The following is a 16967-nucleotide window of genomic DNA, read 5'->3' as shown; positions in this document are numbered from 1 at the left end:
GCGGTGAGCCCGACACCTTCCGCACCCCAAGAGGGGGCCCGGACCCGGGAGGTTGCCCGGACCCCACCCGACGCGACACGCGCCACACGCACGGGCCGGGCCTGGCGGCGCGGCGCCGCGCCCGGGCTCGCGGCGCTGCTGTCCATGGGGGCGTACTGCCTGGGCCTGGCGGCCTACGGCGGCTACCCGTTCGGGCCGCACTCGCGCGCCGTCAACGACCTGGGCAACCAGTTCGTCCCCTTCCACGCCCGACTGTGGGACCTGCTGCACGGCACCGCCAGCGGGGACCTCTTCTTCAACTGGGGCAGCGGGTACGGCGTCCCGTTCCTGGCGGACTTCGTCACGTATCTGATGAACCCGTTCTCGCTGCTGGCGGGGGTGTTCCCGCGGGCGCTGGTGGATCTGCCGGTGTTCTTGGTGACGCTGCTGAGCATCGGGCTGGCCGCGGCGCTGATGGCCGTCGCGCTGGGGCGGCTGCGGAGCGGTCCGGGCGCGCTGCGGGCGCTGCCGGCGGTGGGGTACGGGCTGTGCGCCTGGGTGCTCTACGACGGGCACGCCGACCCGATGTGGATGTGGGGGCTGGTCTCGCTGCCGCTGCTGGGGATCGCCGCGGACTGGTGCCTGCGCGGCGTCCACTGGGTCGCCGGGACGCTGCTGGTCGCGCTCGCCTGGGCCGGGAACTTCTACACCGCGGCGATGGCCACCCTGGCCACGGGGCTGGTGCTGGCGGTGCGGCTGCCGGTGGACGGCGTACCGGGCGGGCGGCTGCGGGCGGCGGGCCGGGCAGTGGCGATGGCGGCGACCGGGGTCGCGCTGGCCGCGCCGGTGCTCACGGTGACGCTGCGGGCCAGCCGGTCCGCACAGCCGCCGCCGGTGGCCGTGTACGACAGCGCGCCGCCGCTGCTGGACCAGTTGGGGCAGCTGCTGCCGGGCGGCGGGCACGGCGCGGTGCCGGCGCCGAACGTCTTCGTCGGGGTGCCGGCGCTGCTGCTGGTGGCCGCCTTCCCGTTCGTCCGGGCGGTGCCGGCCCGGGCCCGGATCGGCTGGTCGCTGCTGGCGGTGGGGATCGGCGCCTCGCTCGTGTGGGAGCCGACGATCCTGCTGTGGCACGGTCTGACGCTGCCCAACGGGAGCCCGTACCGGGCCGCCTTCGTGCTCAGCGGGGTGCTGGTGATGATCGCCTGGCTGGCGCTGGCGCACCGCCCCCGGGTGCGGGAGCTGGCCGCGGGGGCCGGGCTGGTCGCGGCGTTGCTGGGGTGCTGCCAGCTGCTGGGGACGGCGCGGCCGGCGGCCTGGATCCTGGTGGCCGGCGGGGGGACGGTGACCCTGGGGGCGCTGATGGCGCTGGCCCGCTTCCGGCAGCGGCCGCGGGCGCGCGCGGCGGCCACCGCGGCGCTGCTCTGCGCCGGCACGCTGGGCGCGGCGGGCACCGTGTTCGCCGTGACGGAGATGCGGGCCCGCGTCCCGTGGTTCCAGCCGAAGCTGACGATGTCGCAGGGGGCGCTGGCCGCCCGGCGGGGGCTGACCGCCCGCGACGCCTGGCCGCGCTCCCGTACGGACCCGGGCCCGCACGAGTTCGCCGACAACGACCCGCTGCTGCTCGGCGGCCAGGGCGGCGCGTACTACAGCAGCTATGTGCCCGCGGCGACCGCCCGGACGCTGCGCGGGCTGGGCGCCGGCTGGTACATCCGGGGCCGGCACACGCTCAGCTTCGAGGACCCGGTCGGGCGGGCGCTGATGGCGGTGAGCAGCTCCCAGATGCCGCCGCTGCCGGCCGGGCCGCGCGGCCGGTACACCGTGGTGCACAGCCGCCCCGCACCGCTGCTGACCGTGCGGCGCGGCCCGCTGCCGGGGCGTCGCGCCCGCCCGGACACCGTCTTCGCCCGCCAGGAGCAGGCGCTGGGCGCCCACGTGTACGAGGTGCCGCGCCTGGTGCCGGGGCCGGGCCCGGCACCGGAGCGGGCCCCGGGCGGCTGGCTGCTGCCGGACCGGCCGCTGCCCACCGCGGACGCCGACGCCGTGGCCGCGCAGGACACCGGGACGGCGTTCACCGCGCGGTGCACCCCGGGCAGCCTGGCGCTGTGGTACGCGCCGTGGTTCTCCGGCGAGGTCACCGGGCCCGGCGGCGCCTCCCGGGCGGTGGGCCGCTGGGACGTCACCGCCAATCCGCTGCGGCGGCTGGGCACCGTGCCCGCGGACGGGGTGGTGACGGTGCGGTTCGCCGGGCCGGGCCGCCCGTACGTGCCGGAGCGGGCCGTCGGCTGCCTCCCTCCGGGCCGGCTGGCCGCGGCGCTGCGGGCCCTGGAGGGGCCGGTCGGGCTCACCGCGGGCGGCCACGGGCTGACGGCGGCGCTGCGTCCGGGGGCCGCCGGGACCGCGGTGCTCGCCCTGCCGGCGGTGCCCGGATGGGGCTGTTCGGTGGACGGCGGACCGGACCGCGCCCCCGGGGCGCTCGGCGGGCTGCTGGCCGTCCCCCTGCCCGCCGGGGCGACCAGGCTGAGCTGCACGTACGCCCCGCCCGGTCTGGCACCGGGGCTGGCGGCCAGCGGGGCGGGGGCGCTGGCGGTGGCCGCGGTGGCCGGCGTCGCGCGGGTCCGCCGCGGTCGACGCCCCCTTCCCACCACGCGCCCGAATAGTGAGTTTCCGCCAGATTTGTAAAACTGCCCTTCAGGGGACGGCCGCCCAGCCGTCCCCCGCCGCCGGCGGAAAGGCCCGCCCATGAAGCTCTCCATCGTCGTCCCCTGCTACAACGAAGAGGCCGTGATAGGCCGATTCGACGCGGCACTGCGCGCGGTGCTGGGCGGCCTCGCCGTCGAGTACGAGCTGTGGTACGTGGACGACGGCAGCCTCGACGGGACCCTGCCCCGGCTGCGCACCCTCGCCCACCAGCACCGCGACACCACCCGGTACCTCTCGTTCAGCCGCAACTTCGGCAAGGAGCCGGCGATGCTGGCCGGCCTGAAGGCGGCCACCGGCGACGCGGTGATCCTCATGGACGCCGACCTCCAGCACCCGCCGGAGCTGATCGAGCGGATGCTCGACCTCTACCAGCTCGGCCACGACCAGGTCATCGCCCGGCGCAGCCGGGACGGCGACCGGCGGCTGCGCACCGCGCTCAGCCGCCTGTACTACCGCGCCGTCAACACCTGGATCGACGTCGAACTGGTCGACGGCGCGGGCGACTTCCGGCTGCTGTCCCGCAAGGCGGTGGACGCGCTGCTCGCGCTGCCCGAGTACAACCGCTTCTCCAAGGGGCTGTTCTCCTGGATCGGCTTCGACACCGTCAGCTTCGACTACCGCAACGCCGCCCGGGAGGCCGGCGAGACCAAATGGCGCCTGGGCTCCCTGGTCAACTACGGCATCGACGGCATGATCTCGTTCAACTGCCGCCCGCTGCGCGCCGCCATCTACGCCGGGCTGAGCCTGGCGCTGCTGGCCGTCCTCTACGCCCTGTGGGTCATCGGCGCGGCCGTCGCCGGCGGGGTCACCGCGCCCGGCTATGTGACGCTGGTGGCCATCATCGTCGGACTGGGCGGGCTCCAGATGGTGATGCTCGGGCTGATCGGCGAGTACATCGGGCGGATCTACTACGAGACCAAGCGGCGGCCGCACTTCCTGGTCAAGGAGAGCGACGGCGCCGCGCCCCACCCGGCGCCCGCGCCGGCGCCCCCGGGGACCACCGCCGTCGGCCCGCGGTCGCGCTGATGCGCGGTCCGTTCGCGGCGGTGCCCTGGGGCCAGGTGGTCCGGTTCACGGTGGTCGGCGGCGTCAACACCGCGACGTTCTACGCCTGTTACCTGCCGCTGCACCGGCTGCTGCCGTACTTCGCGGCGTACACCGCGGCGTTCACCCTCAGCCTGGTCGGCTCCTTCTTCCTGAACACCTACTTCACCTACCGCACCCGCCCCACCTGGAAGAAGTTCCTGCTCTTCCCGCTGACCCAGGTCACCAACTACGCGGTGCAGAGCGCCGGTCTGGTGGCGCTGGTGAGCTGGCTGGGGGTGAGCAGCACGGCGGCGCCGCTGGCCGCGGCGCTGCTGGCGCTGCCGGTCACCTTCGTGGTCTCCCGGCGGATCCTGCGGCCGCCGGCCCGCCGGCGCGACGCCGCCGGTCAGCCCGAGCCGCCGGTGCGCTCCGGCGGGCCGGCCTGACCCCGCCACCCCTGGAACGGCGCGGTCTGCCCGGCCTTGCGCTGCCGGGCCGCGTACAGCCGGCCGTCGTTGCCGAGCGCGACCAGCACCGCCCGCCCGGCCACGTCGTGCGCCACCCCGGCCGCCGCCGAGTGCGGCAGTCTGCAGCGCTGCCAGGGCTTGGGCGCGGCCTGCGCCATCGCCACCCGGATGTCGCCCGCGTCGTCCCGGGCGGCCAGTACCATCCGGTCGCCGCGACCGGCCGGCGCCAGCGCCACCCGCCCGTAGCCGCCGGCCCGTTCGCATTGCCCGGCCACCCGCCAGTTGCCGAGCGGCCGCTGCCGCTCGGCGATCAGCACCCGCGCGGACTCCGACCGCCGGTAGGCGATCCGCACCAGGCCCCCGGCCAGCGGGACGATGCTGACCGGCCCGCCCGGCTCCGGCAGCCCGGTGATCGCGCCCGGCCGGGGCGCGGCCCCCGGCTCCTTGGACACCCAGTGCTGCACCGACCGGACGGTGGGCGCGACCAGGTGGACCAGACCGTCGGAGTCCACACAGGCGTCGATCCCGTCCACGATCTGCGGCGACGCCCTGAGGGTGCCGATGCCGGCCGGGCCCTCCAGCCGGTCCCAGTCCGACCACTGCCCGCCGTGCGGCCCGCTGCGGTGGCCGATCCCGCCGTCCCAGGTCCGTACGAAGAGGTGCACGGTGCCGTCCGGGGCGGCCACCGCGGCCGGGAAGCCGATCTCCAGCGACCGGACCGGCTCCGGGTCCGGGGAGCCCAGCGACTCCCACGGCCCGAAGGCGGGCACCCCGCCCCGGCCGGTGCCGTCCTGCCGCGCGGTGACCAGTTCGCGGCGGTGCGCGGTGCCGGGCCCCGGCAGGACCGTCCGGGAGGCGAACAGCTGCAGGGTGCCGTCCGGGTGGCGCACCACGTGCAGCTGGCCCTGGAGCAGGTCCCCGCCGACCCGGACCGGGGCGCCGAACCGGCCGCTGCCGGGCCGGGTCTCGGCCCAGCAGTACGCGGCGCCGGACAGCACCGCGAAGGCGGTCAGCCGCCCGTCCCGGGCCGGCCGCAGCCAGGCGTTGGAGCCGGGGGCGCGCAGCCGGGTGCTGCGGGTCCAGCTGCGCGGGCTGCCGTTCAGGGCGGTGCCGCCGACCTTGCGGTCGCCGCAGCCGGCCGGGTCGGCGCAGTGGCGGTGGTCGGCCCAGCCGTAGACGTCCAGCGTCGCGGCCTTGTGGCGGACGGTGGAGCGGTCCAGGTCGCCCGGCAGCACGCCGAGTTCGTAGCCGAGGTAGTTCTCCACGACGGTGGGGGCGGGGCGGGCGCGGCCCCAGTAGCGGGCCAGTGCCGCCTGGGTGAAGTGGGCGGAGGCGGTGTGGTCCTGGTGGTCGAAGTAGCGCAGGCCGGCCAGCCGGGGGTCGGGGGCGGGCAGCGGCTTCTTGTCGGAGTGCACCGCGTTGGGGTCCAGGGTGCGGACGACGGTGGGCCGGACCCAGTCGAGGACCGCCGCCAGGGTGTCGGTGACCTGGTCGCGGGTGTAGCGGAACTGCCGCCGGACGGGGGTGCCTTCGGGGCGCAGCGTGGGCAGCGCGTCGATCACCCCGAGCCAGAGGCCGCGCAGGCTGGTGGCGCGCGGCTGGTAGACCGCGCGCGCCTCGACCAGCTCCAGGAAGACCAACTGGTGCTGCGGGGCGGCGCGCAGGGTCTGCACCTCCACCTGGAAGCCGGGGAGCAGGCTGCGCGCCTGGGCGTCCCAGACGCTCTCCCGGTCGCCGGTGGCCATCTGGGCGTGCGCGGCGAGCAGCCCGTTGACCCGGGCCCGGGCGAACGCCGGCCGGTCGGCCACCACGCGGTCGTGCAGGGCGGTGTGGCCCAGGGCGTTGCGGCCGTCGGACTCGCCGCCGGTCAGGCAGACCGTGACGGTCCGCGCACCGCTGCGGATGGCCTGCTCCAGCCCCGGGTTCATGAAGAACAGCCCGTCGTCGGGGTGCGCGATGACATGCAGGAACACCTGCTCGGCCGGCACCTCGGCGGACTCCTGCTCACGGGCCGGCGGGGGCGGGCGGGTGCCGTCCGGGGAGAGCCAGGCCCACACCCCGGTGCCCGCGGTGCCCGCGAGAAGGACACCGCCGGCGGTCTGCAGCAGCCGGCGGCGGGACAGCGACGGACCCGACGGTCCGGACCGGGGCACGTCCCCAGTATTTGCGGGCGGCGCCCATCCCGCGCGACCGAAATGCCCCCGTTCACTCGTCTTTTCTCCGGACGCTGCGGAACTTCCGGGCGATCGTGCGGAACCTTCCGGGTGAACGCCCGTCAGAAGCCGCGCGGCGCCGCGGGGACGTCGGCCCGCCGCGCCTACTCCGCGCCCAGCGCCGCCGTCACCGACCCCGCCAGCGCGTCGAGGTATCCGGCGGGCACCTCGTCGCGAACCACCAGCAGCCGCCAGTACAGCGGCCCGGTCAGCAGGTCCAGCGCCAGTCCGGAGTCCACGTCGGCGGGCAGCTCGCCGCGCTCCACCGCCCGCGCCACCATCGCCGCCGCGACGCCCTCCTGACTGCCGTGCAGTGCGGCCTTCAGCGCCGCGGCCAGCTCCGGGCTGCGCGCCGCCTCGGCCAGCAGGTCCGGGATGATCTGCGAGGCCATCGGGTGCCGCAGCGCCCGGGCGGCGACCTCCAGCAGCATCCGGACGTCACCGCGCAGCGATCCGGTGTCCGGGGCCGGCAGCCCCGCCGCGGCCACCGCCGACACCACGTCCAGGACCAGGTGCAGCTTGGAGCGCCAGCGGCGGTAGACGGCGGTCTTGCCGACCCCGGCCCGCCGGGCGATGCCCTCGATGGACATCCGGGCGAAGCCGACCGCGGCCAGTTCCTCGAAGACCGCCGCTCGGATCGCGGCGGTCTTGTCCTCCCGCAGCACGGCGGCGCCGGCCGGCGCCCGGCGCGCCCCGGTCGCCGCCGGGCCTGACTGACTCTCGGTGCCGTCTTTTGCCATGCCTTGATCCTAGCGGCACGACGCTACGGTTGCGTTTCGACGTGCGGCCGCTCTACTGTCGGCGTCACGACGATACGGACCCGTTCCATCGTCGCGCCGGACTCTGACGTCCCCGTGACCGGACTGGCGACGTCCCCGTACGCAAGCGAAAGCGGCCCCATGCCCCAGACCCTCGCTCCGCCGGCCCCCGCCCCGGCCCCGGCCCCCGCCGGGCCGCCCGGCTCCGGCACCGCACCCGACCCGGAGCTGCGCGCCCTGGCCGAACGCCACGGGCTCACGGTGAGCGGCGCCCGCCCCTCGCTGTTCGAGTACACCCGCCAGCTGTGGCACCGGCGGCACTTCATCACCTCGTTCGCCACCGCCAAGCTCACCGCGATGTACACCACCGCCAAGCTCGGCCAGCTGTGGCAGGTGATCACCCCGCTGCTCAACGCCGGCGTCTACTACTTGATCTTCGGCGTGCTGATCGGCACCCGCAAAGGCGTCCCGGACTACATCCCGTACCTGGTCACCGGCGTCTTCGTCTTCACCTTCCTGCAGAACTCGGTGATGGCCGGCACCCGGGCGATCTCCGGCAACCTCGGCCTGGTGCGCGCCCTGCACTTCCCGCGCGCCTGCCTGCCGATCTCGTTCTGCCTGGCGCAGCTCCAGCAACTGCTGTACTCCATGGCCGTGCTGGTGGTCATCCTGCTGGCCTTCGGGCAGGTGCCGACCGGGTCCTGGCTGCTGGTCCTCCCGGCGCTGACGCTCCAGTTCGTGTTCAACACCGGCCTGGCGATGGTCATGGCGCGGCTCGGCGCGCGGACCCCGGACCTGGCGCAGCTGATGCCCTTCATCATGCGGACCTGGATGTACGCGTCCGGCGTGATGTTCAGCATCAACCTCATCGTCCAGGGCAAGCACCTCCCGCAGATCGTGGTGGTGCTGCTGAACGGCAACCCCGCCGCGGTCTACATCGACCTGATGCGCTTCGCCCTGATCGACAGCTTCACCAAGCACCAACTCCCGCCGCACGTCTGGGCGTTCGCGGCCGGCTGGGCGCTGCTCGCCGGGGTCGCCGGCTATGTGTACTTCTGGAAGGCCGAGGAGCGGTACGGACGTGGCTGAGCACAGGGACGGCGTCCAGCCGACGGAGGCGGCCCAGGAGCGGGTCCCGACCGTGATCGCGGACGAACTGCACATCGTCTACCGGGTCTACGGCACCGGCGCCGGAAAGGGCAGCGCCACCGCGGCGCTGGGCCGCATCATCCGCCGCGGCCCCGCCACCGGCGTGCGCGAGGTGCACGCCGTCAAGGGCGTCTCCTTCACCGCCTACAAGGGAGAGTCGATCGGCCTGATCGGCTCCAACGGCTCCGGCAAGTCGACCCTGCTCCAGGCCATCGCCGGGCTGCTGCCCGCCGAGCGCGGCACGGTCTACACCCACGGCCAGCCCTCGCTGCTGGGCGTCAACGCGGCGCTGATGAACGACCTGACGGGCGAGAAGAACGTCCTCCTCGGCGGCCTGGCGATGGGCATGAGCCGCGAGCAGGTCCGCGAGCGCTACGACGGCATCGTCGACTTCTCCGGCATCAACGAGAAGGGCGACTTCATCTCGCTGCCGATGCGCACCTACTCCTCCGGTATGGCGGCCCGGCTGCGGTTCTCCATCGCGGCCGCCAAGGACCACGACGTGCTGCTGATCGACGAGGCGCTGGCCACCGGCGACCGCACGTTCCAAAAGCGCTCCGAGGCCCGCATCCGCGAACTGCGCGAGGAGGCCGGCACGGTCTTCCTCGTCAGCCACAACAACAACTCCATCCGCGACACCTGCGACCGGGTGCTGTGGCTGGAGAAGGGCGTCCTGCGCATGGACGGCCCCACCGACGAAGTCCTCGCGGCGTACGAGGAGTTCACAGGGGCATAGCGGGCATCCCGCCCGTCCGGCGTCTGCGGACGGGCGCCGCGGCACCCCGGCCCGTTACGGGCCCCGCTCCCCCACCCCGACGCACAAAGCGCCGGACGGGCCTCGCCCCGTCCGGCGCTTTGTGGAGGCAGGGGGCGGACGCCGCTCGGCGCCCGCCCCGCCCCGCGTCAGCTGTGCGTGCGCAGCAGCGTCCGCATCGTCCGCATGGCCACCGAGAGGTTCGCCAGGTCGAACCCTTCGGATCCGTGGATCTCCTCCAGCGTGGCCCGCGCCCGCGTCAGGATCGCCGTGTTGGCTTCCTCCCACGTCGTGAACCGCTCCTCCGGCGTCGCGGAGCCGTTGCCCACCGACAGCACGTCCGAGGTGAGCGCGGCGTGCGCGGCGAAGAGGTCCTCGCGGATGGAGGCCCGGGCCATCGACTGCCAGCGGTCGTTCCGCGGCAGCTCCAGGATGCGGTCCAGCAGCTGGTTGATCCGCAGCCGGTCACCGAGGTCGTAGTAGACCTCCGCGACGGCCAGCGGCTCCTTGCCGGTGCGGTCGGCGATGGCGACGATGTCCAGCGCCGGGAAGACCGAGGAGAAGCCGGCGACCTGGACGGCCAGCGGCTCGGGCACCCCGGCGTCGGTCAGCTCCTCCAGGATCGTCTGGTGCCACTCCAGGGCGCCGCCCTGGAGCAGCTTGGGCAGCTGGGCCCAGACCTGCGCCACCCGCTCCGAGAAGAAGTCGATCGTCCCGGACAGCTCCAGCGGCTGGCGGCGGTTGTTGAGCAGCCAGCGGGTGCCGCGCTCGACCAGCCGGCGCGAGTGCAGCCGGATCCGGGTCTGGACGTCGGCCGCCACGACGTTGTCGAGCGCCTCGACGTCGTCCCAGACCTGGTTGAGGCGGAAGATCGCGCGGGCCGCGGTGTGCGCCCGGACGACCTCCTCCAGCGACGCGCCGGTCTCCTCCCGCATCCGGTGCAGGAAGCTCGTCCCGCCGGTGTTGACGGTGTCGTTGACCAGCACCGTGGTGACGATCTCGCGGCGCAGCGCGTGCCCGTCGACCTGGCCGGCGAAGTCCTCCCGCAGCGCGGTCGGGAAGTAGGCGTGCAGCAGGTGCTGGAGGTAGGGGTCGTCCGGCAGCCCGGTCTTGATCAGCGCGTCGGCCACCGTGATCTTGGTGTAGGCGAGCAGGACCGCGGTCTCCGGCTGGGTCAGACCGCGCCCGGCGTTCAGCCGCTCCCGGATCTGCCGGTCGCTGGGCAGGAACTCCAGCGCCCGGTCCAGGTGCCCGTCGCGCACCAGGCGGCGCATGAAGCGCTGCTGGGCGTTGAGCATGCTGGAGGACTGGGCGATGGCCAGCGCCAGCGCGGTGTTCTGCGCGTAGTTGTTGCGCAGCACCAGCGCGCCGACCTCGTCGGTCATCTGCGCCAGCAGCTTGTTGCGCTGCTTGACCGTCATGTCGCCGTCGGCGACGACGGAGTTGAGCAGGATCTTGATGTTGACCTCGTGGTCGGAGGTGTCCACACCGGCGCTGTTGTCGATCGCGTCGGTGTTGATCTTCCCGCCGGCCGCGGCGAACTCGATCCGGCCCAGCTGGGTCAGGCCGAGGTTGCCGCCCTCGCCGACCACCTTGACCCGCAGGTCCTCGCCGTTGACCCGGATCGCGTCGTTGGACTTGTCGCCCACGTCGGCCTGCGACTCCGTCGACGCCTTGACGTAGGTGCCGATGCCGCCGTTCCACAGCAGGTCGACCGGGGCCTTGAGGATGGTCTGCATCAGCTCGGCCGGCGTCATCTTCTTCACGCCGGGCTCGATGCCGAGGGCGGCCCGCACCTGCGCGTTGATCGGGATGGACTTGGCCGACCGCGGGTGCACCCCGCCGCCCTGCGAGAGCAGTTCGGTGTTGTAGTCCGCCCACGAGGAGCGCGGCAGCTCGAACAGCCGGCGGCGCTCGGCGTACGAGGTCGCCGCGTCCGGCTTGGGGTCGAGGAAGATGTGCCGGTGGTCGAAGGCGGCCACCAGCCGGATGTGCTCGCTGAGCAGCATGCCGTTGCCGAACACGTCACCGGACATGTCGCCGACGCCGACGACGGTGAAGTCCTCGCTCTGGGTGTCGTGGCCCAGCTCGCGGAAGTGCCGCTTGACCGACTCCCAGGCGCCGCGGGCGGTGATGCCCATGCCCTTGTGGTCGTAGCCGGCGCTGCCGCCGGAGGCGAACGCGTCGCCCAGCCAGAAGCCGTAGGACTCGGCGACCTCGTTGGCGATGTCGGAGAAGGTCGCGGTGCCCTTGTCGGCGGCGACCACCAGGTAGGTGTCGTCCTCATCGTGCCGGACGACGTCCTTGGGGGGCACGACCTCGCCGCCGACGAGGTTGTCGGTGATGTCCAGCAGACCCGAGATGAAGGTCTTGTAGCAGGCGATGCCCTCGGCCAGCCACGCGTCCCGGTCCTGCGCCGGGTCCGGCAGCTGCTTGCCGACGAAGCCGCCCTTGGCGCCGACCGGCACGATGACGGTGTTCTTGACCATCTGCGCCTTGACCAGGCCGAGGATCTCGGTGCGGAAGTCCTCCCGCCGGTCCGACCAGCGCAGACCACCGCGCGCGACCTTGCCGAACCGCAGGTGGACGCCCTCGACGCGGGGCGAGTACACCCAGATCTCGAACGCCGGGCGGGGCGCCGGCAGATCGGGGATGGCCTGCGGGTCCAGCTTCATGGACAGGTACCGGTGCCGGTTGCCCGCGCTGTCCTTCTGATAGTGGTTGGTGCGCAGGGTCGCCTTGATGACGGTGAGGAAGGCGCGCAGGATGCGGTCCTCGTCCAGGGAGGCGACCTGGTCCAGGGCGCCGTCCAGCTCCTCCAGCAGCCCGTCGATCAGCTCGGTGCCCGCGCGCTGCCGCTCCGGGGACATCCGCGCCTCGAACAGCGAGACCAGCAGCCGGGTGGTGTGGACGTTGTTGGAGAGGGTGTCCTCCATGTACGTCTGGCTGAAGGTCGAGCCGGCCTGCCGCAGGTACTTGGCGTAGGCGCGGAGCACCATCGCCTGGCGCCAGTCGAGACCGGCGCGCAGCACCAGCTTGTTGAAGTTGTCGCTCTCGGCGGCACCCGTCCACACCGCGGTGAACGCGTCCTGGAAGCGCTCGCGGGAGTCGTCGCCCGAGACGTGCTCGGGCATCCGCAGGCCGAAGTCGTAGATCCAGGCGAGGGTGGCGTCCGCGCGGCGCAGCTCGTGCGGGCGCTCGTCGACGACCTCGACGCCCAGGCGGTTCAGGCCCGGCAGCACCTTCGACAGCGAGACCGGCTCGCCCCGGCGGTAGATCTTGAAGCGGCGCTCACCGGGGCCGGCGTTGACCGGCTCGTAGAGGCTGACCGAGAAGTCCCGGCCGGGCTCCTCGGTGAGCTTCTCCAGGTGCGTCAGGTCGGCGACCGCGGCGCGCGGGCTGTTGTCGGCCTTGTAGCCCTCGGGGAAGGAGTGGGCGTAGCGGCGCAGCAGCTCGGCGGCGCGCTCCTCGCCGACCTCGGCGGTCAGCGCCTCGGCGAAGCCGTCGGCCCAGGAGCGGGCGGCCTCCACCAGCCGGGCCTCGATGCGGTCCACGTCCGCGTCGGTGAGCTCGGGCAGCCGCGTGCCCGGTTCGACGCGGATGAGGAAGTGCAGTCGGGACAGGACCGACTCGGTGTTCCAGGCGGTGAAGTCGACGCTGGTGCCGCTCAGTTCCTCCTTGAGGATGTCGATCAGCCGCAGCCGCACACCGGTGGTGTAGCGGTCCCGCGGGAGGTAGACGAGGGCGGAGTAGTAGCGGCCGTACTCGTCCTGGCGGAGGTAGAGCCGCAGCCGGCGGCGCTCTTGGAGGTAGAGCACGCTGGTGGCGATGGACCGCAGCTGGTCGGGCGGGGTCTGGAACAGCTCGTCGCGCGGGTAGGTCTCCAGGATCTGGAGCAGGTCGCGGCCGTCGTGGCTGTTCGGGGTGAAGCCGGCGCCCTCCAGGACCTCGGCGACCTTGCGGCGGATCACCGGCACCCGGCGGACGGACTCGGTGTACGCCGCCGAGGAGAACAGGCCCAGGAAGCGGCGCTCCCCGATGACGTTGCCCGCCTTGTCGAACTTCTTCACCCCGACGTAGTCGAGGTAGGAGGGGCGGTGCACGGTGGCGCGGCTGTTGGCCTTGGTGAGGATCAGCAGCTTGTGCTCGCGGGCCTTGGCGCGGGCGTCCGCGGGCAGCCGGTTGAAGGACGGCGAGACCGGGTGGCCGGCGTCGCTGTCCCGGTGCTGCGGGTCGGAGCGCAGAATGCCCAGGCCGGTGCCGGGCACGGCGGACAGGACGTCCTCCTCGGCGCCGTCGTCACCGGGCGCGGAGGCCAGCTCGTACTCGCGGTAGCCGAGGAAGGTGAAGTGCTCCTCGGCGAGCCAGCGCAGCAGCTCGCGGGCCTCCTCGACCTCCTGCTCGCGGATGTCGTCGGCGATCGGCTCGCCGGGCAGCTCCTCGGAGATCCGCAGCGCGGCGGAGCGCATCTTGTCCCAGTCCTCGACGGCCTCGCGGACGTCGGAGAGCACCCGCAGCAGATCCGCGGTGATCTGCTTGAGGTCGTCCTTGTCGGTCTCCCGGTCGATCTCGACGTGGATCCAGGACTCGGTGACCGCGTCGTGCGGCTGCTCGGCGGCCTTGCCGCGGCTCTTGCCGCGGGCGTCGCCGTTGCTGTCGAGGATCTCGATCAGCTTGCCGGTGACGTCCCGGCGGACGATCACCTGCGGGTGGATCACGACATGGATGCCGCGCCCCTGCCGCGAGAGCTCGTTGGTGACCGAGTCGACCAGGAACGGCATGTCGTCGGTGACCACCTCGACGACGGAGTGGCTGCACGTCCAGCCGTTCTCCTCGACGGTCGGGGTGTGCACCCGCACGTTCGCGGTGCCCTGGGGGCGGTGCTCGGCGAGGCGGTAGTGGGAGAGCGCGGCGCCGAAGACGTCGACCGGGTCGCGGTCGGCGAGGTCCTCGGGGGCGGTGTGCAGGTAGTAGCGCTGGAGGTATCCAGCGAGGGTGTCCGGGTCCAAGGAGCGGACCGGGGTGCCCCCGGCCGGGCTGCTCTCACCTACCCGGGCGGCCCTCGCAAGCAGCTCGTTCTTGGCTTCGTCCAGCTTGGTCTGCATGTCCTCTGGCTCCTGTCGCGCGCCGTTGCGTGACGTTGTGGAAAAACGTGGAAAAGGCTGCAAAAGCCGCACAACGCCACCGCGACGCGGGGTGTCCTGTCGCTGTCGACGCTATGCCGCGATGGGGAAAGGCCGTGCCGTCGTCGACGAGTTTTGATGAAGTCGACATGGAATGGCGGCCGCAACGGTCAGCGGTCGCCCGGTCACGGTGGTGTCCCGGGCGCACAGCGGGGGCCTTGCCACCCCCGCGGACTATCGCGCTGATCACGATGCAAGGCTATCGCTCCCGGCAAGTGCCCGGTTATGCGCCGTGCACGTAAATCCACACCTCTAACTTAGACCTTCTGGACAACGCGTCGCCGGGGTGCCGTATGCGTAGGCCCCCTACGGGAGCCGGTACGGCGAACCTGCGCACCGGACGCCCGATGGGGGGACGCGTGAGCTCGGGGGCCTAGCGGGACGGCCGCGAGCCGGCGAGCTCCTCGGCGACCTGCACGGCCTCGGCGAGGCTGTCCACCACCGGCGCCCCGGTGACCGCCAGGCTGCGCCGGCTGTGCGACCCGCCGGTGTAGAGCACCGCATGGGCACCGGCGTCCCGCGCCGCGACCGCGTCGTCGACGGCGTCGCCGATCACCACCGTCCGCCCCGGGTCGACGCTTTCCAGGCCCGCCAGATGGCGCACCATGTGCGCGCTCTTGGACCCTCCGGACGGTCCCGTGCGGCCCTCGACCCGCACGAAGCGCGGCGCGATGCCCAGGCCGCTGACCAGGGGTATCAGCTCGTCGTGGCCGAACAGGCTGAGGATCGACTGGCTCCGCCCGGCCGCCTGCCAGGACTCCAGCAGCGTCTCCGCGCCGTCGGCCAGCCCGCATCCCACCCGGTGCGCGGTGTAGTGCCGCTGGAAGGCCGCGTCCATCACCAGCCACTCGGCCTCGGTCGGCAGCCGACCCATCAGCCGCTCGTAGAACCGCGGCACCGGCACGCAGTACAGCTCGCGGTAGCGCTCCAGCGTGATCGGCTCCAGGCCGATCTCCGCGAAGGCGGAGTTGGTGGCCGCGATCACGGCGTCGATGTCGTGGAACAGGGTGCCGTTCCAGTCCCACACGATGTGCGCGGCGGGCTTCCTCATACTGTCCCCGGTCCTTCCCCCACATGCGATGGCCATGAGAAAAACCGTACCCGGCGCCGCTGACAACGACGCCGGGGCGGGGCGTGCGCCCACCGCGCCGGGCGTCACCCCAGCAACTGCGGGATCTCCTGCACCCCGAACCACATCAGGTCGTGGTCCTCGGCACCGTCGACGGTGAACTGCGCGTCGTCGTCGCCGAGGTCGGCCGCGCCCAGCGCCGCCGCGGCCGCCGCCACGTCCTCCTCGGCGTCCGCGGAGTCCACGTGCACCGCCGCGGCCTTCGCCAGCGGCACCGGTCCGGCCAGCCGCACCTCGCCCAGCGCGGACTGGTCCAGGCCGCGGTCCGGGTCCACCGCCGCGCTCCGCTCCGGCACGTCCACCGCCACCACGACGCGCCGCCGGGGCACCTCCGGATGCCCGGCCAGCAGCCGCAGCGAGGCCTGTGCCGCGCGGTTCAGCGCCGCGTACTCCAGTTCCTCGATGTCGTCCGAGACGTACCACTCCCGCAGCGCGGGCGTGACGGCGTACGCGAGCAGCGGGCCGGCCCCCAGCTCACCGCTCTCGTGCACCGCAGCGAGCCCGGAAAGTGTCAGGGGGACGTAGACGCGCATAACAGCCGCTCTCGCTAGATCCAGAACAATGCCCCGCCAGCATACGGCCGCGCGTCCCCCTTCGTGCCGCCCGCGCCCGCCCCGAACCGCCCGGCTGCGGACCCGACGCCACCCCGGCCCCGCCCCGCGATTCCGGGCCCGTGCCACGGACGGGTGAATTTCGGCGGCCCCGTCGTCGCCGGCCGCGCGCCTTGCCGCCGCCGACACCGGCCGCCAGGATCCCCACCACAAGCTACCGCCCGGTAATCACCCCGGGTCCGGCATGAGGGGGCACCGCGATGACCGACACCACCCGCGAGCACACCGCGCCCACCGGCGCCACGGCGCACGACCGCCGAACCCCGGCCGCCGCAGCGCCCCCACGCCCGCACCCCGGCAGCCCGACACCGGCCGCCCCCGCCGCCGACGGCCCGACGGCCGCCCCGACCGTCCCCCGGCCCCGCCGCTCCCCCGACGCCCCGGCCGACCCCGGCACCGCCACCCCGCCCGGGCCCGGACCCGCCGCCCCGCGGCGCACCGCCTCCCCGGGCCGCCGCGGCAGCCGCCGCCCCAACGGACCCGCGGGCCGCGGCCCCGGCGCCTCCGGCAACCGCGGCCCCACCCGCACCCCGTACCTCGCCCGCACCACCACAGAGCGCCGCCCCGCCCACCCCGGCGGCACCGCCCCGGCCCCGGCCCCGCTCCCCACCCCCGGCGCCCAGCGCCGCGCCCACGAGAACCGGCCCCACTTCTGGTTCGCCCACCAGCTCCTGCTCACCCTGAGCGGCCAGCGCCCCGTCCACGCCCTCCTCGGCCACACCCTCCCCGCCGCCTACGACCGGCTCGCCGAACTCGCCCCGCTGTCCCCGCTGCGCCCCTATGTCGCCCCGGGCCTGCGTGCCCCCGTCCCGGCCCTGCACGCCTGCGGCCTGTGCCGCCCCGGCGAAGGGATCATCGAGGCGTTCGCCCGGATCACCACCGGCGCCCGCCTGCGCGCCCTGGCGTTCCGCCTGGAGCGGGGCGCCGACGCCCGCTGGCGCTGCGCCGCCCTCGACATCGGGCCCCTCCCGTAGGGCCCGGCCCGGACAGCGCGAAGG

The 16967-nt window shown here is 73.9% G+C and carries 11 protein-coding genes; 6 read left to right on the top strand and 5 right to left on the bottom strand.

Annotated features, from left to right (window positions below; all coding sequences use genetic code 11):
- Window positions 1–3 precede the first annotated feature (3 nt).
- Genes ACIQE0_RS32340 through ACIQE0_RS32330 form a run of 3 tightly spaced genes read left to right on the top strand, consistent with a single transcriptional unit; the run spans window position 4 to window position 4151 of the window.
- Window positions 4–2658 carry a YfhO family protein gene (locus tag ACIQE0_RS32340; protein ID WP_402338783.1) on the top strand — a complete coding sequence of 885 codons (2655 nt, stop codon included), beginning with the start codon at window positions 4–6 and terminating at the stop codon, window positions 2656–2658.
- 60 nt (window positions 2659–2718) lie between these two features.
- The gene (locus ACIQE0_RS32335; RefSeq protein WP_366332579.1) at window positions 2719–3705 is read left to right on the top strand and encodes a glycosyltransferase family 2 protein; all 987 of its coding nucleotides are present in this window, start codon (window positions 2719–2721) and stop codon (window positions 3703–3705) included.
- Entirely contained in the window at window positions 3705–4151 is a 447-nt protein-coding gene (locus tag ACIQE0_RS32330; RefSeq protein WP_366332577.1) for a GtrA family protein, read from the top strand. The genes ACIQE0_RS32335 and ACIQE0_RS32330 overlap by 1 nt, the downstream gene beginning before the upstream one ends.
- Here the strand turns inward: ACIQE0_RS32330 and ACIQE0_RS32325 are convergent.
- Window positions 4112–6325 (bottom strand): PIG-L family deacetylase, encoded by a 2214-nt coding sequence (locus ACIQE0_RS32325; protein ID WP_366332575.1) that lies wholly within the window; start codon window positions 6323–6325, stop codon window positions 4112–4114. The genes ACIQE0_RS32330 and ACIQE0_RS32325 overlap by 40 nt on opposite strands.
- Before the next feature lie 164 nt (window positions 6326–6489).
- Window positions 6490–7125: a TetR/AcrR family transcriptional regulator gene (locus ACIQE0_RS32320; RefSeq protein ID WP_366332572.1), complete on the bottom strand. Its 636-nt coding sequence runs from the start codon at window positions 7123–7125 to the stop codon at window positions 6490–6492.
- Between the two features lie 159 nt (window positions 7126–7284).
- Between ACIQE0_RS32320 and ACIQE0_RS32315 the strand changes: the two genes are divergently transcribed.
- Both ACIQE0_RS32315 and ACIQE0_RS32310 read left to right on the top strand, forming a co-directional pair.
- A complete protein-coding gene (locus ACIQE0_RS32315; RefSeq protein ID WP_366332570.1) occupies window positions 7285–8232 on the top strand; it encodes an ABC transporter permease in 948 nt (315 codons plus the stop codon).
- Complete coding sequence (locus tag ACIQE0_RS32310; protein ID WP_402338782.1) at window positions 8189–9028, top strand: ABC transporter ATP-binding protein; 840 nt, start codon at window positions 8189–8191, stop codon at window positions 9026–9028. Before ACIQE0_RS32315 ends, ACIQE0_RS32310 begins: the two co-directional genes overlap by 44 nt.
- Window positions 9029–9195: 167 nt before the next feature.
- Here ACIQE0_RS32310 and ACIQE0_RS32305 read toward each other — a convergent pair whose 3' ends face one another.
- The 3 genes from ACIQE0_RS32305 to ACIQE0_RS32295 all read right to left on the bottom strand — a co-directional run bounded on the left by ACIQE0_RS32305 (window position 9196) and on the right by ACIQE0_RS32295 (window position 15891).
- Window positions 9196–14151: an NAD-glutamate dehydrogenase gene (locus ACIQE0_RS32305; protein WP_366332566.1), complete on the bottom strand. Its 4956-nt coding sequence runs from the start codon at window positions 14149–14151 to the stop codon at window positions 9196–9198.
- A 451-nt stretch (window positions 14152–14602) separates the two neighbouring features.
- A complete protein-coding gene (locus ACIQE0_RS32300) occupies window positions 14603–15280 on the bottom strand; it encodes an HAD family hydrolase (protein WP_366332564.1) in 678 nt (225 codons plus the stop codon).
- Between the two features lie 104 nt (window positions 15281–15384).
- The gene (locus tag ACIQE0_RS32295; protein WP_366332562.1) at window positions 15385–15891 is read right to left on the bottom strand and encodes a DUF6912 family protein; all 507 of its coding nucleotides are present in this window, start codon (window positions 15889–15891) and stop codon (window positions 15385–15387) included.
- Window positions 15892–16169: 278 nt separating this feature from the next.
- Here ACIQE0_RS32295 and ACIQE0_RS32290 point away from each other — a divergent pair, with 278 nt between their 5' ends.
- Complete coding sequence (locus tag ACIQE0_RS32290) at window positions 16170–16943, top strand: Rv3235 family protein (RefSeq protein WP_402338781.1); 774 nt, start codon at window positions 16170–16172, stop codon at window positions 16941–16943.
- Window positions 16944–16967 lie beyond the last annotated feature (24 nt).

This window comes from Streptomyces sp. NPDC093097 (assembly GCF_044754325.1).
In the GTDB taxonomy this organism is placed as follows: domain Bacteria; phylum Actinomycetota; class Actinomycetes; order Streptomycetales; family Streptomycetaceae; genus Streptomyces.
The sequence above is the reverse complement of the archived record's forward strand: the minus strand, read 5'-3'. Positions and strand labels throughout refer to the sequence as shown.